The organism is Paenibacillus melissococcoides, assembly GCA_944800085.1.
In the GTDB taxonomy this organism is placed as follows: Bacteria; Bacillota; Bacilli; order Paenibacillales; family Paenibacillaceae; genus Paenibacillus_B; species Paenibacillus_B melissococcoides.
In genome coordinates, this window is sequence record CALYLO010000006.1 from 136,253 (window position 1) to 161,202 (window position 24,950).

The 24,950-nt window shown below is 55.1% G+C and carries 21 protein-coding genes and 1 pseudogene; 12 read left to right on the forward strand and 10 right to left on the reverse strand.

Features of this window, described 5'->3' with window-relative positions:
- Positions 1 to 16: 16 nt before the first annotated feature.
- From OCY70_RS20975 to OCY70_RS36260, 5 genes and pseudogenes are all read left to right on the forward strand, one after another.
- Positions 17 to 886, forward strand: a complete 870-nt coding sequence (locus OCY70_RS20975) for a DUF92 domain-containing protein (protein ID WP_213425927.1) — start codon at positions 17 to 19, stop codon at positions 884 to 886.
- A gap of 110 nt (positions 887 to 996) precedes the next feature.
- A complete protein-coding gene (locus OCY70_RS20980) occupies positions 997 to 1,641 on the forward strand; it encodes a TetR/AcrR family transcriptional regulator (protein ID WP_213425926.1) in 645 nt (214 codons plus the stop codon).
- Positions 1,642 to 1,652: 11 nt separating this feature from the next.
- Positions 1,653 to 1,781 carry a hypothetical protein gene (locus tag OCY70_RS20985; RefSeq protein WP_261945155.1) on the forward strand — a complete coding sequence of 43 codons (129 nt, stop codon included), beginning with the start codon at positions 1,653 to 1,655 and terminating at the stop codon, positions 1,779 to 1,781.
- Positions 1,782 to 2,115: 334 nt separating this feature from the next.
- Complete coding sequence (locus tag OCY70_RS20990; RefSeq protein ID WP_213426006.1) at positions 2,116 to 4,044, forward strand: ABC-F family ATP-binding cassette domain-containing protein; 1,929 nt, start codon at positions 2,116 to 2,118, stop codon at positions 4,042 to 4,044.
- Between the two features lie 330 nt (positions 4,045 to 4,374).
- A pseudogene (locus OCY70_RS36260) lies at positions 4,375 to 4,704 on the forward strand (STM3941 family protein); the annotation flags it as partial.
- Positions 4,705 to 4,896: 192 nt separating this feature from the next.
- Here OCY70_RS36260 and OCY70_RS21000 read toward each other — a convergent pair.
- The 6 genes from OCY70_RS21000 to OCY70_RS21025 all read right to left on the reverse strand — a co-directional run bounded on the left by OCY70_RS21000 (position 4,897) and on the right by OCY70_RS21025 (position 10,307).
- Complete coding sequence (locus OCY70_RS21000; RefSeq protein ID WP_213425924.1) at positions 4,897 to 5,907, reverse strand: acrylyl-CoA reductase family protein; 1,011 nt, start codon at positions 5,905 to 5,907, stop codon at positions 4,897 to 4,899.
- 144 nt (positions 5,908 to 6,051) lie between these two features.
- Positions 6,052 to 7,131, reverse strand: coding sequence for a M42 family metallopeptidase (locus OCY70_RS21005; RefSeq protein WP_213425923.1), 1,080 nt, complete (start codon positions 7,129 to 7,131; stop codon positions 6,052 to 6,054).
- A gap of 60 nt (positions 7,132 to 7,191) precedes the next feature.
- Positions 7,192 to 7,539: a LapA family protein gene (locus OCY70_RS21010; RefSeq protein ID WP_197257369.1), complete on the reverse strand. Its 348-nt coding sequence runs from the start codon at positions 7,537 to 7,539 to the stop codon at positions 7,192 to 7,194.
- A 205-nt stretch (positions 7,540 to 7,744) separates the two neighbouring features.
- Positions 7,745 to 9,541: an oligoendopeptidase F gene (gene pepF / locus OCY70_RS21015; RefSeq protein WP_213425922.1), complete on the reverse strand. Its 1,797-nt coding sequence runs from the start codon at positions 9,539 to 9,541 to the stop codon at positions 7,745 to 7,747.
- A 301-nt stretch (positions 9,542 to 9,842) separates the two neighbouring features.
- Positions 9,843 to 10,022: a hypothetical protein gene (locus OCY70_RS21020; RefSeq protein WP_197257370.1), complete on the reverse strand. Its 180-nt coding sequence runs from the start codon at positions 10,020 to 10,022 to the stop codon at positions 9,843 to 9,845.
- 51 nt (positions 10,023 to 10,073) lie between these two features.
- A complete protein-coding gene (locus OCY70_RS21025) occupies positions 10,074 to 10,307 on the reverse strand; it encodes a hypothetical protein (protein WP_213425921.1) in 234 nt (77 codons plus the stop codon).
- 156 nt (positions 10,308 to 10,463) lie between these two features.
- Between OCY70_RS21025 and OCY70_RS21030 the strand changes: the two genes are divergently transcribed.
- Positions 10,464 to 10,709 carry a cold shock domain-containing protein gene (locus OCY70_RS21030; protein WP_213425920.1) on the forward strand — a complete coding sequence of 82 codons (246 nt, stop codon included), beginning with the start codon at positions 10,464 to 10,466 and terminating at the stop codon, positions 10,707 to 10,709.
- Between the two features lie 872 nt (positions 10,710 to 11,581).
- On the opposite strand, the gene OCY70_RS21035 is transcribed toward OCY70_RS21030, so the two are convergent.
- Positions 11,582 to 14,740 (reverse strand): glycoside hydrolase family 2 TIM barrel-domain containing protein, encoded by a 3,159-nt coding sequence (locus OCY70_RS21035; protein ID WP_249724378.1) that lies wholly within the window; start codon positions 14,738 to 14,740, stop codon positions 11,582 to 11,584.
- A gap of 165 nt (positions 14,741 to 14,905) precedes the next feature.
- Between OCY70_RS21035 and OCY70_RS21040 the strand changes: the two genes are divergently transcribed.
- A complete protein-coding gene (locus tag OCY70_RS21040) occupies positions 14,906 to 15,781 on the forward strand; it encodes a helix-turn-helix transcriptional regulator (RefSeq protein ID WP_213425918.1) in 876 nt (291 codons plus the stop codon).
- 142 nt (positions 15,782 to 15,923) lie between these two features.
- Here the strand turns inward: OCY70_RS21040 and OCY70_RS21045 are convergent, their stop codons facing one another.
- Together OCY70_RS21045 and OCY70_RS21050 are read right to left on the reverse strand one after the other, a co-directional pair.
- Positions 15,924 to 16,574: a nitroreductase family protein gene (locus tag OCY70_RS21045; RefSeq protein WP_213425917.1), complete on the reverse strand. Its 651-nt coding sequence runs from the start codon at positions 16,572 to 16,574 to the stop codon at positions 15,924 to 15,926.
- 314 nt (positions 16,575 to 16,888) lie between these two features.
- Positions 16,889 to 18,082: an MFS transporter gene (locus tag OCY70_RS21050; RefSeq protein WP_261945156.1), complete on the reverse strand. Its 1,194-nt coding sequence runs from the start codon at positions 18,080 to 18,082 to the stop codon at positions 16,889 to 16,891.
- Positions 18,083 to 18,259: 177 nt separating this feature from the next.
- Between OCY70_RS21050 and OCY70_RS21055 the strand changes: the two genes are divergently transcribed.
- From OCY70_RS21055 to pfkA, 3 genes are all read left to right on the forward strand, one after another.
- A complete protein-coding gene (locus OCY70_RS21055) occupies positions 18,260 to 18,577 on the forward strand; it encodes a hypothetical protein (protein WP_213425915.1) in 318 nt (105 codons plus the stop codon).
- A gap of 163 nt (positions 18,578 to 18,740) precedes the next feature.
- Positions 18,741 to 19,778, forward strand: a complete 1,038-nt coding sequence (locus OCY70_RS21060) for a tetraprenyl-beta-curcumene synthase family protein (RefSeq protein ID WP_213425914.1) — start codon at positions 18,741 to 18,743, stop codon at positions 19,776 to 19,778.
- A gap of 11 nt (positions 19,779 to 19,789) precedes the next feature.
- Positions 19,790 to 20,761, forward strand: coding sequence for a 6-phosphofructokinase (gene pfkA / locus OCY70_RS21065; protein WP_213425913.1), 972 nt, complete (start codon positions 19,790 to 19,792; stop codon positions 20,759 to 20,761).
- A gap of 90 nt (positions 20,762 to 20,851) precedes the next feature.
- Here the strand turns inward: pfkA and OCY70_RS21070 are convergent, their stop codons facing one another.
- Positions 20,852 to 21,229 carry a DUF3899 domain-containing protein gene (locus OCY70_RS21070; protein ID WP_213425912.1) on the reverse strand — a complete coding sequence of 126 codons (378 nt, stop codon included), beginning with the start codon at positions 21,227 to 21,229 and terminating at the stop codon, positions 20,852 to 20,854.
- Positions 21,230 to 21,671: 442 nt separating this feature from the next.
- On the opposite strand from OCY70_RS21070, the gene OCY70_RS21075 reads away from it, so the two are divergent.
- A complete protein-coding gene (locus tag OCY70_RS21075; RefSeq protein ID WP_213425911.1) occupies positions 21,672 to 23,030 on the forward strand; it encodes a radical SAM/SPASM domain-containing protein in 1,359 nt (452 codons plus the stop codon).
- Between the two features lie 76 nt (positions 23,031 to 23,106).
- On the forward strand, positions 23,107 to 24,483 hold the full coding sequence (locus tag OCY70_RS21080; protein ID WP_213425910.1) for an MFS transporter: 1,377 nt from the start codon (positions 23,107 to 23,109) through the stop codon (positions 24,481 to 24,483).
- Positions 24,484 to 24,950: the final 467 nt, after the last annotated feature.

Here is a 24,950-nt window from a genome sequence, read left to right on the forward strand (position 1 = left end):
CGGCGGGCTGGGAGGAATGCGATTGATACAGGAAGCTATCGGGTGGCATACGAGCTGGGGCCCCTGGATTATCGGGCTGCTGGGAAGCTTGCTGGTGGCCGGGGCCGCATGGTGGAAGCAGTCGTTAACCGGATCCGGCGCCGCGGCGTCCATCGTGATGGGAACGATCTACTGCGGGAGCGGCGCGCTTGTCTGGTTCGGATTGCTGCTTACTTTTTTTGTGACGTCGACGTTATGGTCCAAGTGGAAAAAGAAGGCGAAGGGGCGCTTCGAGGACAATTATGAAAAATCGGGGACCCGGGATGCAGGACAGGTCTTCGCCAATGGAGGCTTGGGCCTGCTCCTATGTCTTGCTTATATCATCGCGCCCCATCCCGCTTGGGTCGCCCTCTTCGTCGGGGCCATGGCCTCGGTGAACGCCGATACATGGGCGACCGAGATCGGCAGTCTGAGCCGCCGCCCGCCCCGCTCGATCGTAACCGGCCGGGTCGTTCCGCCGGGAACTTCCGGCGGCGTGTCTCTGCTTGGCACATCGGCGTCGGCAGCGGGCGCCTTCGTTATCGGGATGGCCGCGGTCGTCTTGCTGCTGCTCGATCCGCTGCAGACCGGACCGGAGACGTCCTTCCGCGCGCTGGCCGTCCTGCTGATTGCCGGGACGGCAGGCGGATTGGCCGGGGCGCTGCTCGACTCCCTGCTGGGCGCGACCTTGCAGGCAGGCTACCGCTGTCGGCAATGCGGGGCGGACACGGAACGGACCACGCATTGCGGAAGCGAGACGCGGCTCGTGCGCGGTTGCCGCTGGCTCAACAACGATCGGGTGAATCTGCTCTGCTCTTGCGGCGGCGCGGCCGTCTCCTGTCTCATCTGGTTGCTGGCGGGAGGCTAAGCCGCCGCCTGGCGCCCGGGAGCCAAATCGACAACTTGCCGATCTCGTGATATATTCGTATCAGCAGCCGGGAGTGGAAGGCTTGCGTCAGATTGGAAGGAGGTGTGCCGATGAGTTACGGGCAAAGCGATAAACTGCATCTGATTTTGGATGCGGCCTATGAGCTTTTCGGTGCCAATGGCTTCTATGAGACGAAGATGTCGGATATCGCCGAGAAGGCCGGCATCGCCAAAGGAACGATATATATTTATTTTAAAAGCAAAGAAGAATTGTTCACGGCCATGTCGGTACGTGATTTTGAACAATATTTGCGCGAGCTCGATTACGGCTTGAACCAGGCCGGTTCGCTGGAGGATGGGCTGCGCTTCGCCGCGGATCATCATCTGCGCTATTATTTCAGACGGAAGCAGTATACGAATCTGTTCTTCAAGTCGCCGAACAAAGATCCCGATATGATGCAGGCGCTGTGCAAGTTCATGCATCGCTACATCGAGGCGATGTCGGGATTGATGCGGCGCTTCGAGCTGCCTGAGCCGGCGCTTCATGCGAAGTCGTATACGGGGATGCTGGACATGATGAAGATGGACATGCTGTTCGCCCCGGAATTCACCGAGCAGGATATGGAGCAGCGCATCCGCTTTGTGGCCGATTTGTTCATTCGCGGCTGCCTGGCGGCGGGAACGGCTTCATCGGATCGGGATGCCGGGAACGGGTATCCGAGGGAAGAGAGCGCGCCGAACGGGCAGAAGCGGTAGAAGCTGCCGCGATGCGGGTCAGCGGCGAGGAGATTACGGGGGGTGTCTCACAGGCACTGCAAAATGATGGAGATGACGAGTTAAAAGAGAATGTGGATGCGGGAAAAACGGCGGCGCGCAAACCGGTGGAAAATGGATGAAGCAGTGAAATGCTGCGTGGATGCATTAATTTCTGCTCTTTAAGCCGCTATTTGATGAAATTCCTGCAAAAGTACATGATGTTCATCGATTTTTGTCTTTTATCGATTGGATAGTCAGAAATTGATGCCGTATTGCAGGATTCCCTGTAACGGAGTACACGTCATAAAGGAAAGCTGCAGTTTTGCAGTTTTCGGCGAGTCGAGCTTTGAGAATCAGGGGGGCTGTCTCACTGTAGTGAAATACTACTTTTGGGACGCCCCCTTTGGCTGTGGCATGCGGTGGCATGCCGGGCCGCCTGGGAAAGCAGACAGGACTGGAATGGGGGAACGCAAGATGCACATCATGACGATTGAAGAGCTGGGCAGAAGCTATGGCGACAAAATATTGTTCCGGGACGTATCCTTCGGCATAGAGGAAGGGGATCGCTTCGGCATTATCGGCGTCAACGGGACGGGGAAATCGACCTTCCTGCGCACAATAGCGGGCTGGGAGCAGCCCGAGCAAGGAAAGGTGCTGGCCGGCAGCCGGATTACGATCCGCTTCGTGCCGCAGGAGCCTGAATTCGATCCGGAGGCGACCGTTCTGGATCAAGTGCTGGGCGGAGACGCTCCCGACATGACGGCGGTGCGCGTATATACGGAAGCGCTGGAACGAGCCGCGCAGCGGCCGGACGATGAAGCGGCGCAGGCGGCATTGATCCGGGCGACCGATGATATGGATGGGCTGCAGGCTTGGCAGTTGGAGAGCGAGGCGAAGTCGATTCTGTCCCGGCTCGGGCTGGTCCAATTCGGAGCCAAGATGGGGGAATTGTCCGGCGGACAGCGCAAGCGCGTCGCCCTCGCGGCGGCGCTGATCCATCCGTCGGATCTTCTTCTGCTTGACGAGCCGACGAACCACATCGACAACGACACGGTCGCTTGGCTGGAGACGATGCTGCAGAAGCGAAGCGGCGCGCTGCTGATGATTACGCATGACCGCTATTTCCTGGATCGGGTAGCGAACCGGATCGTGGAGCTGGATCGGGGACGGGCGTTCTTCTATGAAGCCAATTATTCGCGCTTCCTGGAGCTCAAGGCAGACCGCGAGGCACGGGAAGCGGCGTCGGAGGATAAGCGCCAGAATTTGCTCCGTCAGGAGCTGGCTTGGATCCGGCGCGGCGCAAGAGCGCGGACGACGAAGCAGAAGGCCCGGATCGAGCGCTTCGAGGCGCTGCAGAAGCAGGAGGGGCCGGGTCAGAACGGGCAAGTGGACATCTCTGCAGCCTCCGCCCGCCTCGGCAAAAAGATTATGGAGATAGACGGCCTTGAGGCCAGACTGGCGGATCGGACGCTGTTCCAGGAGCTGAGCTATATCGCCGTGCCGGAGGACCGCATCGGCATCATCGGGCCGAACGGAAGCGGCAAGTCGACGCTGCTGCGCATCATTGCCGGCGAGCGCGAGCCGGACGGCGGTTCGATCGTGCTCGGGCCGACCGTCCGCATCGGCTTCTTCACTCAAGAGCATGCGGAGATGGATGAGTCGATGCGGGTCATTGAATATATCCGCGAAGCGGCAGAGACGGTTCGCACGGCCGACGGCCATTCCATTACCGCGGCGCAAATGCTGGAGCGGTTCCTGTTCGAGCCTGCGATGCAGTGGACGGTGATCGGCAAGCTGTCCGGGGGAGAGAAGCGGCGTTTGCAGTTGCTTCGCATGCTGATGGAAGCGCCGAATGTGCTGCTGCTCGATGAGCCGACGAACGATCTGGACGTACAGACGCTTGCCGTGCTGGAAGATTATTTGGACGAGTTCCCGGGCGTCGTCATCGCGGTCTCTCATGATCGCTATTTCCTTGATCGCGTGGCTGAACGGATCTGGTCATTCGAAGATGGCGCCATCCGCCAGCATGTCGGGAATTATAGCGAGTATATGGAATGGACGGCACGGCACGGGAAGGAGGCCGGCGAGCCGAAGCCGAAGGCGCAGACGCCGGCGGAAGCGGCCCCGGCAGGCAAATCGGAGCGGCCGGAACGGAAGCCGAGACTGAAAATGTCCTACAAGGAAGAACGCGAATATGAGCGAATTGAAGACGAGATCATGGAGGCGGAGGAGCGCATTCAGCAGATCCAGCGGGAGATGGAGCTGGCGTTCAGCGATTCGGCCCGGCTGCAGGAATTGATGAAGGAAGAAAGCGCGGCCCAGCAGCGGCTTGAAGCGCTGATGGAGCGGTGGACTTATTTGAGCGAGCTGGCGGAACAGATCGAGGCGGAAAAGCAGAAGTAAGGGGAGGCAGGCTTTCTCCGCTTCGGCTTCGAACGAACGCCTGGGGTTGGGCAGCAGCTTGCTCCCGGGCGCTTGTCCAGCTCTGTATCCGTATGTATCGTATTATCCAGATGTATCCGGATGTTTCCGAGGTGAGGGACTTGCCCGCGGAATAGGCTGTTACAAAAGCACCAACCGGTGTGTATATAATTATAGATTCGTTAAGCGGGAGGTCATGTGTATTGGAATCGACGAATTCGTATTCCGGTTCCGAAGAGTTGTATCCAAGCAAGCGCAAAATGCTTCCCATCTTGCTCGGCCCGGCGCTGTTCGACGCGGCAGGATATCCTCATGAATGCAGCGGAAGGCTTTGCGGTCGCGATAGGCGCCATCTGCGCCTGCTTCTTCGCCATAACGCTCGTCTACTCTCTGTGGCGGATCCTTGCGCCTCGCCCTTCCCTTATCCTGCATGAGCAGGGGTTCGTGGACAATGCCTCGCTCAGCAGCGTGGGCGATGTGAGTTGGGAGGAAGTGACCGATATTTACGTCTACCAATTCATGAATCAACGCCTCATCGGCATCAAGGTCGAGAAGGCTGAGCGCGTGCTGGCCCATCTTCCATCCTGGAAGCGCACGATTCTTCGCGCCAATCGCGTCATGGTCGAGGCGACGGTGAATCTGCCGGTCATCGCGTTCACGGAGCCGCTGGATGATGTGGCCCGGAAGCTGCGCGAGCGGTGGGAGCAGTACAAGCGGGCCCAGGGCCGGGCAAAGCCATGGCAAGCACACAGGAAAACAGACCGAGCGGGGGATCCGCTCGGTCTGTTGCTGTTGGCAGAAGAATCGCGGACCATTGGCCCGGGGATTCACGTTCTATTCTCCGTCTCCGCTCAGGCGGACGATGGCGCGGCCGGAAATGCCGCCTTCTCTCATCGTTCGCGTATATGCCGGCACGTCCTCCAGCCGGAGCTCCCGCACCCAGCCATCGAAGCGGACGGCATCGCGCCAATCGGAGGCCATGCGGCTCCACAGCTTCAACCGCAGATCATGCGGCGCATAGACGGAGTCGATGCCGTAGAGCGTGATGCCGCGCAGGATGAAGGGGAATACGCTGGCGGGCCAATCTCCGCCCGCCGTCATGCCCGTGGCGGCCACGGCGCCGCCATATTTCGTGGAAGCGACTGCGGCGGCCAGAATGCCGCCTCCGCAGACGTCCACGACGCCAGCCCAGCGCTGTTTGTCCAGCGCGCGCGGGCGTTCCGGCCGCCAATCGTCGCGGGATACGACGCTGGCGGCGCCCAGGCGCCGGAGCGCATCGCCTAGCTCCGGCTTGCCGCTGGCTGCGACGACCTCGCAGCCAAGCTGCGCCAGCATGGCGATCGCCAGCGAGCCGACGCCGCCGCTGGCGCCGGTGACGAGCACCGGCCCGTCGCCGGGGCGCAAGCCGTGCCGCTCCAGGCGCTCGACGGCCATCGCCGCCGTCAGGCCGGCCGTGCCGAAAGCCATTGCATCGCGCAGGCTTAGCCCTTCCGGCACCGGCACGATCCAATCGCCGGGAACGCGGGCATATTCGCTCAGTCCGCCGAAATGCGACACGCCAAGCTCATATCCGGTGACGAGAACGCGTTGTCCCGGCGTGAAGCGCGGATCGTCGCTCGCGGCGACGATGCCGGACAGGTCGATGCCCGGCACGAACGGGTAGGTCTTGACGATATGCCCGTCGGCCGAGCAGGCGAGGGCATCCTTGAAGTTGACGCCCGAATAGGCGACGCGTATCGTCACGCTTCCTTCCGGCAGATCGGCAAGCGTTTGTTCCCGCACGGCGGCGTGGACCTCCCCGTCTGCGGTCTTGTCGACGACCAGGGCAGAGAATTGTTCTTTCATGCCATATTCCTCCTTCATAGAGCTTTCTTATGTCCCATCTGCGCGCACTCCTGATAGTTGGGCAGCGCTTAAGCAGAAGGGACTTGCCGAAGAAGACAGGGGCGAGCGCCCGCCTGCCGGCAGCGCCCGTCCCCTGTCTTGGCATTATGCTTCGGTAATATACGCCGCGGCGAGCCGGGCCGTGTTCAGCACGGCCTTCAAATGGGTGCGCTCCATCGCATGGGACGCATGCACGCCCGGACCGATGAGCGCGGCGCGAATATTGTTGCCGCCGCGCAGCGCCGCGGATGCGTCCGAACCGTAGTGCGGATAGACGTCAACGGCGTAGTCGATGCCTTCCCGTTCAGCCAATGCAATCAGCCGGCTCGTCATCATGTAATCGTAAGGGCCGGACGAATCTTTGGCGCAGATCGAGACGTCGGTTTCCTTGCAGGCGAGATCATCGCCGATGCAACCCATGTCGACGGCGATCATTTCGGTTATTTCCTGGGGAATATACGAAGCGCCATGGCCGATTTCTTCATAATTTGTAATAAAGATGACGGTATCGTGAAGTGGCTGCCAGCCTGTGCGCTTCATGCTCTCCAGCATGCCGAACAGGGCGGAGACGCTCGCTTTGTCATCCAGATGACGGGATTTGATATAGCCGTTCGGTAGCCGCACCGGGCGGGCGTCGAACGATACGTAATCCCCGGTGCGGATGCCGAGCTGCTCCGTATCCTGCTTCGAATGCACCGGCTCGTCGATGCGCACGATCATGTTCGCTTCCTCGCGGCGGTAGTCGCGGGCATCGGAATATACGTGCACAGACGGATGATTGCTCATAATCGTGCCTGTATAAACTTTGCCGCTGCGGGTGTGAATTTGGCAGTATTCATTCTCCATCGATTGCATCATGAATCCGCCTACGGAAGTGAGACGGAGCGTACCGTCGCTATGAATCGATCGGACCATGGCGCCCAGCGTATCGACGTGGGCGGACAAACCGATGACCTTGCCGCTGTCACGGTTCGTTCCCGGAACGCGAATGACGCCGCAGCCTTTGCGAGTCAACTCGAAGGAGTAACCCAGCTGCGTGGCTTCGACCTCAATCCGCTTCATGACATGATGGGTGTAGCCCGTCGGAGACGGGGTGTTCAGCAATTCCATGAGCACGGAGGCGACATAGTTCTCGTCAATGTCAGCGCGCAGCGGCTGGGATGACAGGGAGTGTGATTGATTCATCGTACGAATTCCTCCTCGATATAAGAAAATAAGCCGGAACGGCTTGCCGAAGGCAAGCCGCTATGCCAAGTCCTCCTGATTTCGCTTCTCGGACGTAAATCCTTGAACCTCTTCGTTGGCCGGAGGAAGGGGCATTTCCGCTTCCGCTGCGATCCCCTCCGGCGACAGTTGGGCAAGCTGCTGCTCCAACTGTTGAATTTTTTTCTGCGATCGGTACTGTAAATAGATGCTGTAAGAGCCGACAATGATGGCGCCCAGCAGCGTGCAGCCGAGAATCAATAAGATGAGCGGCACTTCGAAGGTGCCGAACAACAGATTGACTTGTACCGGATTCACGTTGATTACGGCAAAGATGGCGGTAATCAATGCGAAGATAAGCCCTGCTATCAAGGACCATTGAATGCGCATCAGGCATCCTCCTCATGGTTTCTATGTATCTATCCTCCAGTATAATATTCGACTCCTTCCGTCACAAGGTGATTTCTCACTTGCTCCCTGCTCATGGGAGACGGACGGGCTGGATTCGCAGTAGCGGCCTCGCCGGCAGTCCATCGAGCCGCCAAGCGAAAAAGGAAATGGCGGATTCGCCTCAGGAATCCGCCATCCATTCTGTTTATTTTTCCGCAGCCATCTTTTCCATTTCTTCAATCAGCGATTCCAGCAGGCTCATGCCTTCCTCAATCGGCGTCGGCGCGGACATGTCGACGCCGGCCTTTTGGAGAATGTTGATTGAATAATCGCTTCCGCCGCTCTTCAGGAAGCCGAGGTAGCGGTCAACCGCCGGCTGCCCTTCATCGAGAATCTGCTTCGCGAAGCTTTGCGCCGCCGAGAAGCCGGTCGCGTATTTGTATACGTAGAAGCTCGTATAGAAATGCGGAATGCGCGCCCATTCCATCTCGATATCTTGATCGACAACCATGTCGTCGCCATAATATTTTTTGTTCAGATCATAGTAGATTTCGCACAGGAGCTGCGGCGTCAGCGCCTCGCCCTTCTCGGCGTGCTCGTGGATAAGCAATTCGAACTCGGCGAACATCGTCTGGCGGAACACCGTCGTACGGAATTGATCGATATAGTAGGCGAGCAGATACATTTTTTCTTTCTTGTCGTTCGTCTTCTTCAGCATGTAATCCATCAGCAGCGCCTCGTTCAGCGTCGATGCCACTTCCGCGAGGAAGATCGTGTACTGCGCGTCGCGGTATGGCAGATTGTTGTCCGAGTAATACGAGTGAAGCGCATGGCCCATCTCATGGGTGAGCGTGAACATGCTGTTCAGGTTGTCTTTATGATTCAGAAGAACGTACGGGTGGGTGCCGTAAGCGCCCCAACTGTAAGCCCCGGTCCGCTTGCCCTCGTTCTCGTACACGTCGATCCAGCCGTTGTCGAAGCCTTCCTGGAGCGCTCCCAGGTAATTCTCGCCGAGCGGCTTCAGGCTCTCCTTGACAATCTTTTTCGCTTCCTCGAACGTAATGTCCATATCGAACTCTTCGACGACCGGCGCGAACAAATCGTACATATGAAGCTCGTCGACCTGAAGCAGCTGCTTGCGAAGCTTCATGTAGCGATGCATGAGCGGCAAATGCTTGTGAATCGTATGAATCAGATTGGTGTAAACCTCTTTCGGAATATTGTCGCCGAACAAGTACATTTCCAGGGCGGACGGATACTTGCGCGCCCGGGCGTAGAACAGATTCTTGGTTACGTTGGCGCTCAGCGTCGCCGCAATCGTGTTGCGCTGCTTGCGGTATGTAGAGTGGACGCCTTCGAAGGCAGCCCGGCGCACATTGCGGTTGCGGCTCTCCAGGAATTGGATGTAGCGGCCATGCGTCAATTCCACTTCCTCGCCCTTTTCATTTTTGATTTTCGGGAACTTCATGTCCGCATTGTTCAGCATGCTGTAGATCGTCTCCGGCGCCTTCGACAGATTGCCGACCTGCGCGAGCAGGGCTTCTTCGCCTTTGCTCAGCACATGGGCCTTCTGGCGCTTCATCTCGACGAGCGTGAAGCGGTAGGCGGACAGGGAAGGATCGGCAATCAAGCGATCCAGTTCCTCGTCGGACAAGGACAGAACCTCCGGCGTAATGAAGGACAGCGCTTCGCCGACTTTGACGGACAGGTGCTTCGATTTCTCGGACAGCGCCTGATAGGCCGGATCGGCGGTATCCTCGTGATGGCTCATATTGGCGTACACATATAAACGTTCCGTATGTAGGGAAATATCGTCTTCCAGCTCAAAGCATGCCTTGAGCGCGGCGGCCTCATTCAGCTTGCCGTGGTATTGCTTCATTTTGTCGACCAATTGAAGCACGAGTTCATATTCCTTATCCCATTCAGCCCGGGAGCCGAACAGGTCCTGCAGCTTCCAGCGGTATTCCTGCGGAACTTCCGAGCGTTTCATCAATTGCTGCATATGTATCCTCCTCTTAAATGGTTGTTGCGTTGTGGACGGATTCGATGAGTTCGCGGCTGAACGGGCCACCGTCTCCTGACGGGAAACGGCGGAAGCCGGAACCAACGTCGAACCCAAAACTGAGATGACGGTGAGCATTATAAGGATGCGTTGCCGATTCATCCGAACCCCCCTGATTTATTCCGGATTCATACCTGTCGTTATTGTTCATATTGTCAACGTAACGTGACTTGATGAACATACTTCCATAGTATGGCCGTCAAGGGGAGAGTCTAACACGTTCTTCTGGATGCCGCTGGATCTATGCGCCGGCGGTCCAGAGGGAATACACAATCAGGAAAAAGGCAAAAACGAGGAACAGGAGCGCCGCGATAGCCATCGGGCGGCGAAGGGCAGGCGGCACGCTATCCTTTTTCCATACAAGTATCGCTCCGAGCGAGAATGCCAAAATAATGAAAATAATATTGGTTGACGAATTCATAAGCGACCTGCCTTCATCGAACTGATATAATGCCGTGGAAGCGAAGCAAGCCTAGACTTGCTTGAACGCATCCATAATTCTCTGCCACTCTTCTTCCTTGCCTGCGAAATCTTCCTTCGGGAAGCGCTGCTCTGCCCACTGCATCAGTGACGGGCGGCTAAGGAAATTGTGGCACTCTTCTCCCCATTGATCGGAGATCTCGCGCAATACGATATGACGGCCCTGCACTTCGACCGTCATCATGTTCCATTTGTCATGCTTGTAGATGACATGCTTCTTTATCATAATGAAAACCTCATTTCTGCGTTGCCGGGACAGGGCTTGCATTCAGCGCCTGCCTTCTTGTCGCATCCTTGTAAGGATCATGATAACCCAGGCCGCGAACGAAAATCAAATTGAATTGGCAAAAAAAAGTTGCGTTCCACATACACCTCCAGTATAATGACATTATTCACCTGTAAGGGTGGATTATGTGAGGAGGTTTTGACTTTGAAAGGTACTGTAAAATGGTTCAACGCAGAAAAAGGCTACGGATTCATTCAAGTGGAAAACGGTGACGATGTATTCGTGCACTACTCCGCAATCCAAGGCGATGGATTCAAAAGCTTGGATGAAGGCCAAGCGGTAGAATTCGAAATTTCCGAAGGAAACCGTGGTCCACAAGCTGCTAATGTCATTAAATTATAATGAAATGCCCGCGACGGGCCCTTCATTTATAAATAGTGTACAATAGCACGACCCAACAGTCCTGACCTCTCCGGCCAGGGCTGTTTTTTTGATCGTGTTGATGAGCAGGGATGGCTTCGCAACTCCTTATGCCCGTTATCCCTGCAGCTCATGAAGCCTTAGCAATGCGTTATGCCCGTTATCCCTGCAGATCATGAAGCCTTAGCAATGCGTTATGCCCGTTATCCCTGTCGCTCATGCAGCCTTCGCAATGCCTAACGCCCGGTATCCCCGTTGCTCATGAATCCTCCGCAATGTCTTACGCCGCTGTCCCCTTCGCTCATAATGCGGCTATGCACCTCCTTTTGCTCAATCTCCCCATCACTCATGATTCGGATGTAATTCTGAATCACAGGGATAGTCAGCATAAGCAGTGTTGATGTAAGGTCGCATGTTAAGCTCCTGAGTTACAGGGATATAAGTTTGAGCTCCTGAGTTAGTGGAATAACAAGCTTATATACCCGTGACCGTATAATCCTTCGGTGTCCTGCACGATGGGGATAGCGCTTATAGGCGGCAGGAGAGCACGGTACTCACCGCGATTCCTGCGCGGCGGGGATACTGGTCATAAGGTGAAGAAGGAATAAGCTCATCAGGAACCTTCATCCTTTGGGTTTTGCGCTATTTGAAAAAGAGCCTTCCCCTCAGCCATGCATGTGCAGCCGAACGGACGTAAGGCGTATTCTCAAAGCTCCGAGCCGGGGGCAGGGAGAAACAGGAGAAGGTTATTCATCGCCAAAGCACGGAGCGAGCCGATGAATACGGGCTGCGGCCCATGCCTCGGGGGAAGCAGAGGAACGGAGCTGCGAATCGCGGCACCGTTCCTGTCTCCATTATTCCGTGGCCTGAAGGGAAGCGATCCGGCGGGCCAGCGCATCCGGCGTGATTGCGTCCCGGCTGAATGGAACGAGCGTGACCGTGAAGGCGATGTCGTCCACGCGGAGCTCATGCTGGGGCAGCGCTTTTGGTCCGCAGCTGTTGCTGCCAAGGCCGTGCTGGGCTCTGTCCAGATGGACGATAATATTTTCCCGCCGCGTCAGATCCGCCTGGTGCGGCGCCCGCTCCAGGTCTTCGATCGTGTAGCGATGGGCGCTGAAGTCGAACGTGCCGCCGCTTAGCGCCAGCAGGCCGAATCCCCGGCGGTTCGTCCAGGCGGCCCAGCGCGTGTCGGTCCGGTTGCCGTTCTCCTGCGGCTTCTCATAGGCGGTCATCAGATCGCTTACGCTTGCTTCGTGCCAGCCATGGCCAGCTGCTTGCTTGCTGTCTGCGTAGCTCTCGCCCGGCCCGCGGCCGTACCAGGCGCAGCGATCGAAGGCGCCCGGAACCGACAGCTCATACCCGAAGCGCGGCATCACCTGTGGATGATTCCCCTCCGGCGTGCTGTGAACGTGCAAGGTGACGGTTCCGTCCTGCCGGATCGTCCATTCATGCCGGCAGCGGAGTCCCCAGGACAAGGCCGGCGCGCCAAGGCGAGTGCGGCGGATAATGCGAACGACCCCGTCGCTGGCGCGGGATGCGTCGAGCTGCACCTCGTCCACCCGTTCTTCCATCTGATGGAGACCGAAGGAGCGCCACTCCCTCACGTTGTACATATCATTGTCAATGACGGCGCGCCACAATTGCAGCCGCGGGCCGGATGTCAGCAGATCCGCGCCTTCGGCCTGCCAGGCGAGAAGAGCGCCGCTGCGACGATCGATGCCGAAGCGGAAGCTGCGCCCGGTCAAGATATAGGCATCTTCCTCCTCCCGCACTTCTATTGGCGCTGCGGCATGTTCCGTACGGCCATGCTGACGGGCCGTCCCCGCGGGAGCCGAAGCCAGGAAGGCGGCCGGATCAAGCGGGAACTGAGCCCAGGCCAGCTCATGGCCGGCTTCCGCCCACGCCGTGCTGACTGGCGTACGGAAGGACAGCTTTAGCCATACGTCTTGCCCGAGCAGGGAAGGGGCGAGCTCGCGCAGCGCCGGGCCGATGTCCCAGGTCCAGGCCGCCTTGCGGCGGGGAGCGACGTCCGGCGCGATGAAGCTGCCGCTGGCAGCGATGCGTCCGCCGGCCACGACAGTGTAGAAGCCTTGCAGCGCATTTAACGGCAGGAAGTCAAAACGGTTCTCCACTTCGAATTGTCCGGAAGCGGCATCGATGGCGGTTACTTTTACGGGTTCAATCGCCTTCTTGTATTCGTGCAGCGCCGGCCATGGCTGGCGATCGCCGTCGATGAGTCCGTTCAGGCAGAAGTTGCCGTCGTGAATCCGCTCCCCGAACTCTCCGCCATAAGCCATCTCTTGCCGGCCGTCCTCTCTGAACCGGCGGATGCCCTGATCGACCCAATCCCAGACAAAGGCCCCCTGCAGCTTCGGGTAACGGCAGAACAGCTCGACATAGTCCTCGAATGCGCCCGGACCGTTGCCCATCGCATGGGCGAATTCGCATAGGATGAACGGCCGCGGGTCGTCATTGCCGGCAATCTCTTCCACTTCCTGAACGGAAGTGTACATATGGGAATGAATATCCATGCCCAGTTGATCGTCCCAGTCGCCCTCGTAATGGATCGGGCGGGTAGGGTCGCAGCTGCGCGCCCACTCCGCCATCGCGCCATGATTCGGACCGCAGCCGGATTCATTGCCGAGCGACCACATGACGATGCTCGCGAAGTTTTTGTCCCGCATGACCATTCGCTCCATCCGATCGACATAAGCGGCGGTCCAGACCGGGTCCTTGCTGAGGCGGGACCAATCTCCGGCAGGCTGGAACCCGTGCGTCTCCAGGTCGGCCTCATCTATGACGTATAGCCCGTACTCATCGCACAGCTCGTAGAAGCGGGGATCGTTCGGGTAATGAGATGTCCGCACCGCGTTCACGTTGAAGCGCTTCATCAGCTTGACATCTTCGATCATGGTGGCGAGCGGCACGGCCCGTCCAAGATCGGGATGGAATTCATGGCGGTTAACGCCTTTGAACATGACTGCCCGGCCGTTGACGCGCAGGTTGCCGTTCTCCAGCTTCACTTCGCGGATGCCGACCCGGTGAGCGACGGTCTGCGTGACTTCGCCCCGGACATTCTTCAGCTCCAGCAGCAGATGGTATAAATGAGGCGTCTCGGCACTCCACAGCTTCGGTTCCGTCACGTCGAGAGCCGTGCTTATCGATCGTGTCTCTCCAGCGGGCAGCATGCCGATGCCGATGTCCACCGTCTCCGCAGCCGGCCGCGAGGAGCGATCCAGCAGGGTGACGGACAGGGTACCGCCGGGCGCAGAGCTGCCCGCGTTGCGAAAGAGGGTCTCCACATCCACTCGGGCTTGTTTGCCGGAGTCGATTAGCGTTGTCCGCACGGTCATGTCCCACAGATGTATTTCCGGAAAGGCCAACAAGTAGACGTCCCGAAAAATACCGCTCAGCCACCACATGTCCTGATCTTCGAGATAGGTGCCGTCGCTCCACTGATAGACCTGAACGGCGATCAGGTTCGCTCCGCTGCGGACATGATCGGTTATATCGAACTCGGAGGGCATGCGGCTTACTTGGCTGTAGCCGATAAGGACGCCATTCACCCAGACATGATAGGCGCTGTCCACCCCTTCGAAGCGGAGCACGATTCTCCGGCCGGTCCAAGACTCGTCGACCCAGAACGTGCGGCGGTATGAGCCGGTCGGATTCTCGTCGGGAACATGCGGCGGATCGACAGGGAACGGATACAGAATATTGGTATAGGCAGGGGCGCCGTACCCTTCCATTTGCCAATTCGACGGCACGGGAATGCGCTCCCACGCCGGGTCGTCATATTCTGGCTGCTCGAAGTTCTTCGGCGCATGCTCCGGTGAAGGCGCGTAATGGAACTTCCACTCTCCGTTCAACAGCTGAAAGAAGGGGGACAGCCCTCTCTCATAGGTCAGCGCATCGTCCGCCTGGGCATGCGGAATGAAGTAAGCTCTCGAATCCAGCCGGTTCAGATGAAGCTTGGTCGGATCTTGCCAGATGGGCAGTGTCAAAGAAATCATCCTCTCGCTCGTTATCGGGAAACATGAATGAACAATAATGACACAATATGAAGCTGTTCTCCCTTTATGATAGGACCCTGATCCGTTGCATTTCAATCTAACGATTTTATAATGGATATAATAATATGAAAGAACTCGATATTTCCTTGACGAGGAGGGGAGCGATTGGACTGCATCCATTTCCCCATTCTGACAGACGAAGAGCGTCTGCTTCCGCTTGTCGTAACGACAGTAGGAAGCTGGAAGAACCAACTGGAGACGATCCGCCCGCACGGTTATCCGGATTATCAGTGGCTGCAATGCACGAGCGGCCGGGGCCTGTTTCAATGGGAGGGCGGACCAGCGGTGGAGATCGGTCCGGGCCAAGGGGTGCTGCTGTACCCGAATGTTCCGCATGTATATCGGCCGCTGGAGGAGCCGTGGGGCATCTTTTGGCTCGGTTATCACGGAGCGCTCGCTCAGGAGCTGACCTCGATGGCGCACGTCCACCAATCGGCTGCCATGACGGTCGGCGATCCGGAGCAGACGCTGGCGCCCATTCGGCGGGCGATTTCCTGCCTGGATCGGGCGAGCGGCGGCCATGGCCCCCGCTTGTCCGCCCTGGCCTATGAGCTGATGATGGCATGGTCCGAATGCGGACGGCACGACAGGGGCTTGCCTCGCAAGCCAGGCGCGCAGCCGCTGGCCCCGCTGCTCGAGTGGATTCACGAGCATTACCAGGAGGATGTCTCCCTGCAGCAGATGGCCGACCGACTGCAAGTATCTCCGCAATACGTCTGCACCCTGTTCCGCCGCGCCTTCGGCTTGCGGCCGCTTCAATATGTGAATCGGCTTCGCATCCGGAAGTCGAAGCAGCTCCTGATCAGCTGCCCGCACATGGCCGTCGCCGATGTTGGCAGGGAGGCGGGGTTCCGGCATGCAAGCTATTTTATCCAGCGCTTCAAGCAGCAGGAGCAGATGACGCCGGTCCAATTCCGCCAGATGTATGGGCGGCTTCCGTACAAGCCGGATGAGCAGGAACGGCTGTTGCTGCCGGATTGATGTAATTGTTATGGGCCGATTAGGAAAGTGGACTCGGAAGCCAATTTGGGAGGAAAAAACAAAGACAAGCCCCTTCGCCCATTTATCTGAATTGGGAACGGAGGGGCTTGTCTGTATAGAAGGCCGGAACCATGGCATCCGCTTATTCGATAATGCGAAGAATCTCTTCCACCGGCTTGCGTGGAAGCTTGGCCGGCGTATCTGCGGCATAGCCAAGCGATAACACCATATTGACCTGCCGATCCGGCGGGATGTTGAGCAGCGACTTGATCGGCTCGGCGGCGAGCAGAACGGGCCCGGTCATCGGGCAGGTCGCCAAGCCGCGGGCATGGGCGGCGAGCATCAGATTTTGAAGTGCGAGACAACTGCTCTTTATCCCCTCTTCCTCCCATACGGACTCCGGAACAAGTTGAATCGGATCGAAGATCCGATCGCGGAACTTGGAGGTATAAGGCGTCGCCAGTCCGATGATCAGGACGGGGGCGTTGGAGAAGGCGGTGGCATAAGGGCCGAACGATTTGACGAGCAGGCGCGCTTCCTTGGCCAGTCCCCGCTCTTCCGCTTCGGCCGCCTTGGCGTGCAGCGCGTCCCAGGTCAACCGCTCGATCTCCCGAATCCGATCCCGGTTCATGACCGCAATGAATTCCCATGTTTGCGAATTGGTATCGCTGGGCGCATACCGCGCGCAGTCGATCAGTTCCTTCACGTCTTCGACGGCGACGGGTTGCTCCGTGAAGCGGCGGACGCTTCGGCGGCTGTGAATGACTTCCTTCACGGTATCATATAACGTCATCGTATCATGTCTCCTTCGCTGTATAAGAGGCAGTCCAAAAAGTCCGTCCGGCTCGGTTCTGAAACCGGCCTTTTTGAACCGAACTGCAGCTATGTTATTTCCAGTTCATCTCTTGATGCTCAATTATTTTAGTACCACGTACTAAGACCTGACCCTATTATACGGGCCGTTAAATCGGATTGCAATGATTTCCGGCTTTATGGCCGGAGTGACAAAGACGTCTTCCCAGCGGGTTTCCGCGACCTGGGAGCCCCATACCCCCAGCAGCATGCCGCTTGCCGGTGCCGACGGTCTGCGCGGCGTGTTGCCGGAGCTTAGCGGCGGCGCCTCGGCCATCGCGCCCCGGTCTCGGCATAGCGGGACTGAACGGCCATCGCGAGGAAACCCGCGCAGGCGGCGACGGCGAATGCCGCCCCGACATGGAAGACGGTGTCCTTGCCATGCGCTTGGAGGAGCATGCCTCCGAGCGTGCCGCTCAGCAGCCCGGCGATGCTCGACCATACGATCGTATAGAGCGCGAGTCCCGTGGAACGATATTCTTCGGGTATAACCCGGCTGATGTAGCGGACGGCGACGAAATAAAAGATGCCGAAGGATACGCTGTGCATGAGCTGTGTCGCCACGATGGCGCCCGGGACCTGCAGATTGGCTACGAGCAGCAGCCGGAACGCATAGGTCAAGCCGGAGAAAGCGAGCAGCGGGAGCTCCTTGAAGCGATCGCCGAAGGCATTGAGCAGGAAGAAGATCGGAATTTCGCTTACGGCCGACAGCATCCAGGCCCAGCCGACGAGCGATTCGTCCGCGCCGAGTCCGGTGAGCGTCACCCCGAGGAAAGCCTCGTTCAACCGGTGCGCGATCGCGAGCAGCAGCACGAACAGGAAGAACAACAGCACCTCTTGCTGTCTGAGCACCGCCCACAGTCCGGAGAACTCCATTTTTTTCATCGATGCCCGCTTGTCTGTCAGGAAAAAGGCCATGCCGAGCGACAAGACTCCGATGAATACGAGCACCCATACGGTGTAGATGGCGCCTGCCGTGCGAAGCACCATCCCGAACAGCAGGGCGGCGAAGGCGAACCCGATCGAGCCGAACACCCGGATGCCGATGAAGCTTTTGCCCTGAGCTTGCGCCGTTACGATAGAGAAGCTGTCGTTCAGCGGAAATATCGGGAAATAAAAGAAATAGAACAGAATAAGAATCGGGATCACCGCCCCGAATGAAGCGAATTGACTCAGGATAAGCGACAGGATAATTTGGGCGCACAGCAGCAGAATCAGAACTTTTTTCAATGTGCCGAGCCGATCGCTGGTTAAACCCCAGAACAGATTGGATACGATGGAGATAAGCGGACCGATGGAATAGAGTAATCCGATCTGAACGCTTGTAAACCCCAGCGCCTGATAATAAATCGGCAAATAGGATACGACGACGGATGACGCCATGAAGATGGAAAAGGTAAAGGCGCGGAGCCAATGGGCGTCACGATTCTTCATAACCGGTTGCGACATGATGGTTCCCCCTACGAAGTCAAGCATTGCATCAATGAAAGCATGCTATAGTATATCATGCTTTTCAGGGATGCGGGGCGGGATTCGCGGCAGATGACATTTACTTTCCAGCCCCGTAATGGTACAGTAACTGCAAAAGTCGCTTCTGCACGGAAGCGGGAGGAGAAGGTCGCGTGAATGAATCGGTATCGCTTCGAGCGGGATGAACGTCTTGGCATTGAGCTGCCGGTGCTGTTCGTGCCCTGGGAATCGCTGAGCTTCGCGGAACAAGCCGAGGTGATCGCCCGTTGGGAAGACATCCGAAGCTGCATTCCGGAGCGGGTGAAGCAGCTTGAGGGCCGCATTATCGCCATGCAGCGCGAACTGGACGAGGAAGAACGGTTTGAAGCTTCCTGCCGTCTGAATTGGGACATCGCGGAGGTGGCCAGCATCATCAACGATCTGCATCTATGGTTCCGTGTGCAGCAGGATACCGTCGCCAAAAGCCATCTTTAGGTCAAAAAGGCGCGGGAATAGTTTGTGCAAAGAGTCACTTCGTAATATAATAGTTTTGGCTAAAATGAGTGCATCCACTGGTGGAGGACTGGAGAACGGGAGGTTATTCTTGGACCATTACAAGCTTAGCCGTTCAGTGGCTCCAAGAGGGCCGTTGCGGCTCATGCACCGCGTATATAAATACATACTGCCGGGGGTACGTTCCGAACTGGATGCCTGGCGGGCGCGGGCAGAGAATATTCCGAACGACGAACTGCGGAGACAGGCCCTGGCCAGCATCGCCACGAAGCAGTTTCACTGTCAGGGCGGCGCGGTATACGCTGCCATCCGGCCGGAGACGCGTGGCATCATGATTCCGTTGATTGTAGCTTTTCAGACGATAAGCGATTATTTGGATAATCTGTGCGACCGCAGCACCTCATTGGATCCGGATGATTTCCGGCTTCTGCATCAATCGATGCTGGATGCAGTCCAGCCCGAGCGCCCGCTGGCAGACTATTACGCCTTAAGGGAAGACAAGGATGACGGCGGGTATTTGCGGGGACTGGTGGAGAAGTGCCGGGCCTGTATCGCTCAGCTTCCCGGCTACGAGGCCGCCCGCACGGATATCGTCTGGCTCGTCGGGTTGTATACCGATCTTCAGGTGTACAAGCATATCGATCCGGCGAAGCGGGAAGAAGCGCTGCTCGCCTGGTGGCGGGACTATGAGGCCAAGTTCCCGGAATTGACCTGGAATGAGTTCGCCGCAGCGACGGGTTCTACTCTCAGCGTGTTCCAATTGTTCGCCGCTTCTATGGACGGCGGACTTACGAGGGACGATGCCGCGCTCATCCGGCAAGCTTATTTTCCATATGTATGCGGGCTTCACATCCTGCTCGATTATTTGATTGATCAGGAGGAAGACCGGGTGGGCGGAGATTTGAATTTCTGTCATTACTACCCGAACCAATCTACGGTCGTGAACCGGATTGGCCATATCGCGGAAGCGGCGAAGGAGCAGGTGAGAAAGCTGCCGGAGGAACGGTTCCACCGGATGATTATCGAAGGGCTTCTGGCGCTGTATCTGTCCGATCCGAAAGTACGAGACCAAGCTGAGGTGCAGGACGTATGCCGGCGATTGATGCGGAATAGTCCGTTAATGCGGTTGTTCTTCTGGGTCAACAGTCGTTGGATACGTAAACATACGCATAAGGAAAACTAGGAGGAAACAACATGTCTGATGTCAAAAAAATTGCTATCCTGACGAGCGGGGGAGACTCTCAAGGTATGAACGCGGCGATTCGCGCAGTAGTGCGGGCAGCCTTATTCAATGGAATCGAGGTGTTCGGCATTCAGCGCGGCTATCAAGGCCTCCTGAATCAGGATATCCGTCCGATGGATCTGCGGAGCGTCGGAGACATTATCCAGCGCGGCGGGACGATTCTGCAATCGGCACGGTGTCAGGAGTTCCGCACGGAGGAAGGCCAGCGCAAGGGCGCGGACATTCTGCAAGCGCACGGCATCGACGGCTTGATCGTCATCGGCGGCGACGGCTCCTATCAAGGCGCGAACAAGCTTAGCAAGCTCGGAATCAAGACGATGGGCCTTCCGGGAACGATTGATAATGACATCTCGTATACCGACTATACGATCGGCTTCGATACGGCTGTCAGCGTCGTAGTCGATGCGGTGAACAAGCTGCGCGACACGATGAGCTCCCATGAGCGCTCCTCTGTCGTCGAAGTAATGGGCCGCCACAGCGGCGACATCGCATTGTATGCCGGTCTGGCCAGCGGCGCGGAATCCATTCTGGTGCCGGAAGTGCCGTTCGATATCGATGAAGTGGCCCAGCGGATGAAGCATAACTTCGAAGCAGGCAAGCGTCACAGCATCGTCATCGTCGCTGAAGGGGTAGGACGCGGCGAAGACGTGGCCCAAGGCATCATCGAGCGCTGCCCGACTGTCGAGCCTCGCGTTACGGTGCTGGGACATATCCAGCGCGGCGGAGCGCCTACCGCTTTCGACCGGATTCTGGCGAGCCGCCTTGGCGACTTCGCGGTCCGCAAGCTGATGGAGGGCGACTCCGGCAAGGCATGCGGCATGATCCGCGGCGAACTGGTAGCAACCGATATTGATAAGGTCGTCAACACGAAAAAAGAATTCAATATGGAGCTGTACGAGCTGGCAACCCGCCTGTCCCAATAAAAGGAACGAGCCGCGAATCCGCCGCTCGGGTTCTCGCATAAAAATCCGGCTGACTGCATCCGATGCGGTCGGCCGGATTTTGTTATTGCGCTACGTGGAAGCGTATGCAAGCGCCAATGAACAGAGCAGCAGCGGAATCGCTAACAGATAAAACAGCCGGTTCGGCCATGGGCCGCTGCCGATCCGGGCGGCATGTTCATGCAGCTTCAGCTTGGACACCGGTTCCGACGCTCCGCCCGCGGCATCGACGCTCGCTGCCTGCTCTTCGGCTTGTCTTTTATGATTCAAATGGTAACTCACTGCTTTGAAAAATCCGATGTTGCGCACATGGCAAAACAACGCGATGCATAAATAGACGAGCCCGATGATGAAAAAGGAATTCGAAAGATTGACGAGAATCGGGACATGAGAGTTATAGACCAGATAAGCCAATATAAGCAGAAGGGTGATAAGCGATAATCGTTTCATGCCCAGAACGGCTCCTTTCCCGGCGCAAGCCGTCAGCTTCGTCAGAGCACATCTGTGGTTGTTCGGCGGCTGAGTACGTGTTTCTAGTTGTGCCTGTTCGTTCTCTTTCGACATATACGGAGGATTTTCCTGCTTTTATCAACAGATTTTCCAATCACATGCAGTTAAGCTCCTAAGTTGTATCATTCTTAGGATAATTTTATTAAAATGAAAAAATAAATGTTATACATTGACAAAAAGTCATTTATGGAATATATTTCAAATCAAGTATAGTCAAAGGAGGTGTAAAGAGATGGAAGATATGTTTGCGATGAGCAATAAAGATGGAGATGTTATCATTAATGTGCAGTGTGGGTAATCATTTTTTTCTTTTGTGGAAAGCGATTACAGGAAGGGGGATATATCCTTCCTGTAATCTCTATATTTTGGTGGAGGTGTTACTTTGGTTAAAACAGTTGATACTGCTGTTACACAAACTATACTTAAGCCATCACGCTTTAATGTAATTACTGAAGATGAAGGTAGTCTCAGATTATATAATTCTTATCGTGGGAAGATCGCTGTTTTTGATGGTGATCAAGCACGTGTAAAGAGATTATTGAGAACAAAAACAGTGGAATTATCAAAGAATGATAAGAAAAATTCTGAGATTATTACCTTTTTATTTCAAAAAGGTTTTTTTGTTCGTGAGAGTGTAGATGAGTTTCAACTGGCTACCGCGCAAAAATATAATTTGTTGTCCTTTAAGAGGACCCTCGAACTTATCTTGATGCCAAATGAAGACTGCAATTTTCGTTGTCTCTATTGTTATGAGGATTTTGTTAAATCGGAAATGAAGGAAACTGTGCAAAAGGGCATCCTTAAGTTTTTGGAGAAAACATTACGGAGATATAATAGTCTGGTAATTAACTGGTTTGGTGGAGAACCACTAAAATCGTTTAATGTAATCAAGAAAATGTCGCCACAAATCATGGAGATTTGCAAGAAATACAATGTTCATTATCGAGCGGGCATGACGACGAATGGATACTTACTTGATAAAGATAAATTTGAGCAGCTAGTGGAATATGAAGTGAGATCATTCCAAATCACGCTTGACGGAACAGCAGAAACGCATGACCGTTACCGGGAGGGGAGATTTGGAGAAAAAACTGTCGACACGATTTTATCAAATCTTATTCAAATGAAGCACAGTCCCGAAAATTTTCACGTTATTATCCGCTCAAATATCAATGACGAAGTAGCCACAACGATGAATCAATATATTTCATTGATGGGAAAGTTATTTGCAGAGGACTCACGTTTTACTCTACATTTTCATCCTATAAAAAATTTAAAAAGAGAACAGACCTCTGATATCTATTTATGCGATAAGAAAGAATTATTTGCTTTTTATGATAAAGCGAAAGAAGAGGGTTTTAATTTCGATTATTACAAGCGATCTTTATATCCCGGTGGTTCGGAATGCTATGCTTCCAATCCTTCTTCTTTAGTTATCGGCTCAGATGGAATGATATATAAATGTACTGTTGCTTTTAATAACCCTTATAACCATGTTGGCGACATATTAGAAAACGGTGACGTAGTCATCGACCAGGAGAAATGGATTCTGTGGACTACAGGCGGCGTTAATGAAGACCCGGCATGCACCAAATGTTTCTTTAGGCCGTCTTGCCAAGGAAACGCTTGTCCGCTGAAACGTATCGAATCAGGAATAACTCCATGCCCTTCAATAAAAAAGAATGTGAAGAAATATATAAAACTTGTTAGCGGAGATTACTCATTCAATGCATCAACATAACGAAAGTATTTTATGACTATTATATTGACTTTTATAGATGAATAAAATATATTGATTCAAAGATGAGGGGGTGAAATTGGAAAATGATAACATTTGCATAATGGAATTGGATTGGTTCTATCAAATTTGGTGTAGTGGAAGTTATATAAAGAAAGGGCGTAGTTTGATGCAGCAGGATTCGAGAGCCGCGCCCCAATCCGGTATTTGGGGCAATCGCAATTACCGCTTCTTTTTGACAGCGGCCCTCATTTCCAGTCCCGGCTATTTTATTTATATCATCGCCGTGGAATGGCTGATGCTCACGATGTACGAGTCGCGCAGTTATTTGGGCATGATGTTGTTCGCCTCTACGTTCGCCCGGCTGCTGTTTACGATCTATGGCGGAATTATTGCCGATCGGTTAAACCGGAAATGGGTCGTTCTTATCTCGCAGTGGTCGGAATTGCTTCTTATCGCGTCCATTTTGGCTTGTTATCTGACCGATACGCTTACTCCGATTTTCCTGATCATCGTTTCTTTTCTGTTTGGCATTATGGACGCGTTTTCCGGTCCTGCGCATTCTTCCATGATCGTCTCCATTACCGATAAAGATTCGCTGCAGCGGGCGAATGGACTGTTGCGGATGGCCGGGCAATACAGCCTCATTATCGGGCCGCTCATAGGCAGTACATTAATTGTTTCTATCGGATTCACTGGCGTTTTTTTGTTTTGTATAGCAACGCTTCTTATTTCTTCATTGCTAATCACTTGCGTTCGAACCCCGCAGCAGGTTGAATCCACACGCTCAACAACCCCATGGGAGGACTTTCGGGCTTCGCTTGCCTATATTCGGGGGCATCGCATTTTGCCGTTTACCGCCGGAATCGGTTTCCTCATGAATTTTTTTATCGCCGGCCCGATGGGAGTCATGATTCCGATTATGGCCCGGGATATTTTGCAGGGCAGCGCCTTCGTGCTTGCTTGTCTGCAGATCTCGCTGGGCATCGGGTTTATACTGGGAGCGCTTACGACCTCGTTGTGCAAAACGTTTGTTCGTCCCGGGCTTATGATGCTGTGCTTCTTGGCCGTCGTCGTGCTCGGCTATAGCGCACTCGGATTCATACACCAGTTTGCGCTGGCGGTATGCGCGCTTTTTGCAATCGGCTACTCAATTCAACTGTCCAATATTCCTATTTTTACATACATTCAGAAGACGACAGAGGCTCATATGCTGGGTAAAGTGACAGCTATTATGACATCTGTATCGACCGCTTTGACTCCGTTATCTTTGGCGCTTATGTCGTATCTGTTGCATCTAGGCGTCGAACTTCAATCTGTCGTTCGCGTGTATGGAATTTGTTTGCTGGTGATCACAGCGGGCGCTTTTTGTATTACCCCGCTACGGACGTTGACTGATGAGACATCAGCGGTAAAACATACAAATACAGTAGAGGATGACGGAGTATCTACATAAACAGCTTTCAACATAAAGCGGATGCAAATTCGGGTTTGCAGTTAGGGCAGACCCTTTTTACGTAGAGCTGCCCGGTCAGACTTAGCAGGCCTCTGCAGTTCCAGGTCTTATACTGTTCCGATTGCTGGAACATACACCGTTTTTTTAGGGATTAATTTTCTCTTCTTTATTGAATTTAACAATATCCCCCTTTCGGATCACATATTTATATCTTGACTACAATTTGTCACTTTGATAGGCTTTTAATAATTGCATTCCACTATTTTCCTCGAGCGTATACTTCTTTGTTACCAATGCAATGCATATCCTTTACCCAAAGACTTGATCTGGAAATTAATTGGATCATAATCACATTAATTAACATTTTGTTTCCATGAAGAATTTTGTCGATGGAATCGGTTTTCCATGCATCCTTTTTCATTGTTACCCGCAGAAATTGACATACATGAACAATATTTATATTGAGG

Coding starts and splice junctions, on each gene's coding strand:
- OCY70_RS20975 (WP_213425927.1), top strand. CDS start 17: ATGCGATTGATACAGGAAGCTATCGGGTGGCATACGAGCTGGGGCCCC.
- OCY70_RS20980 (WP_213425926.1), top strand. CDS start 997: ATGAGTTACGGGCAAAGCGATAAACTGCATCTGATTTTGGATGCGGCC.
- OCY70_RS20985 (WP_261945155.1), top strand. CDS start 1,653: ATGCGGGTCAGCGGCGAGGAGATTACGGGGGGTGTCTCACAGGCACTG.
- OCY70_RS20990 (WP_213426006.1), top strand. CDS start 2,116: ATGCACATCATGACGATTGAAGAGCTGGGCAGAAGCTATGGCGACAAA.
- OCY70_RS21000 (WP_213425924.1), bottom strand. CDS start 5,907: ATGAAAGAACAATTCTCTGCCCTGGTCGTCGACAAGACCGCAGACGGG.
- OCY70_RS21005 (WP_213425923.1), bottom strand. CDS start 7,131: ATGAATCAATCACACTCCCTGTCATCCCAGCCGCTGCGCGCTGACATT.
- OCY70_RS21010 (WP_197257369.1), bottom strand. CDS start 7,539: ATGCGCATTCAATGGTCCTTGATAGCAGGGCTTATCTTCGCATTGATT.
- pepF (WP_213425922.1), bottom strand. CDS start 9,541: ATGCAGCAATTGATGAAACGCTCGGAAGTTCCGCAGGAATACCGCTGG.
- OCY70_RS21020 (WP_197257370.1), bottom strand. CDS start 10,022: ATGAATTCGTCAACCAATATTATTTTCATTATTTTGGCATTCTCGCTC.
- OCY70_RS21025 (WP_213425921.1), bottom strand. CDS start 10,307: ATGATAAAGAAGCATGTCATCTACAAGCATGACAAATGGAACATGATG.
- OCY70_RS21030 (WP_213425920.1), top strand. CDS start 10,464: ATGACATTATTCACCTGTAAGGGTGGATTATGTGAGGAGGTTTTGACT.
- OCY70_RS21035 (WP_249724378.1), bottom strand. CDS start 14,740: ATGATTTCTTTGACACTGCCCATCTGGCAAGATCCGACCAAGCTTCAT.
- OCY70_RS21045 (WP_213425917.1), bottom strand. CDS start 16,574: ATGACGTTATATGATACCGTGAAGGAAGTCATTCACAGCCGCCGAAGC.
- OCY70_RS21050 (WP_261945156.1), bottom strand. CDS start 18,082: ATGTCGCAACCGGTTATGAAGAATCGTGACGCCCATTGGCTCCGCGCC.
- OCY70_RS21055 (WP_213425915.1), top strand. CDS start 18,260: ATGAATCGGTATCGCTTCGAGCGGGATGAACGTCTTGGCATTGAGCTG.
- OCY70_RS21060 (WP_213425914.1), top strand. CDS start 18,741: ATGCACCGCGTATATAAATACATACTGCCGGGGGTACGTTCCGAACTG.
- pfkA (WP_213425913.1), top strand. CDS start 19,790: ATGTCTGATGTCAAAAAAATTGCTATCCTGACGAGCGGGGGAGACTCT.
- OCY70_RS21070 (WP_213425912.1), bottom strand. CDS start 21,229: ATGAAACGATTATCGCTTATCACCCTTCTGCTTATATTGGCTTATCTG.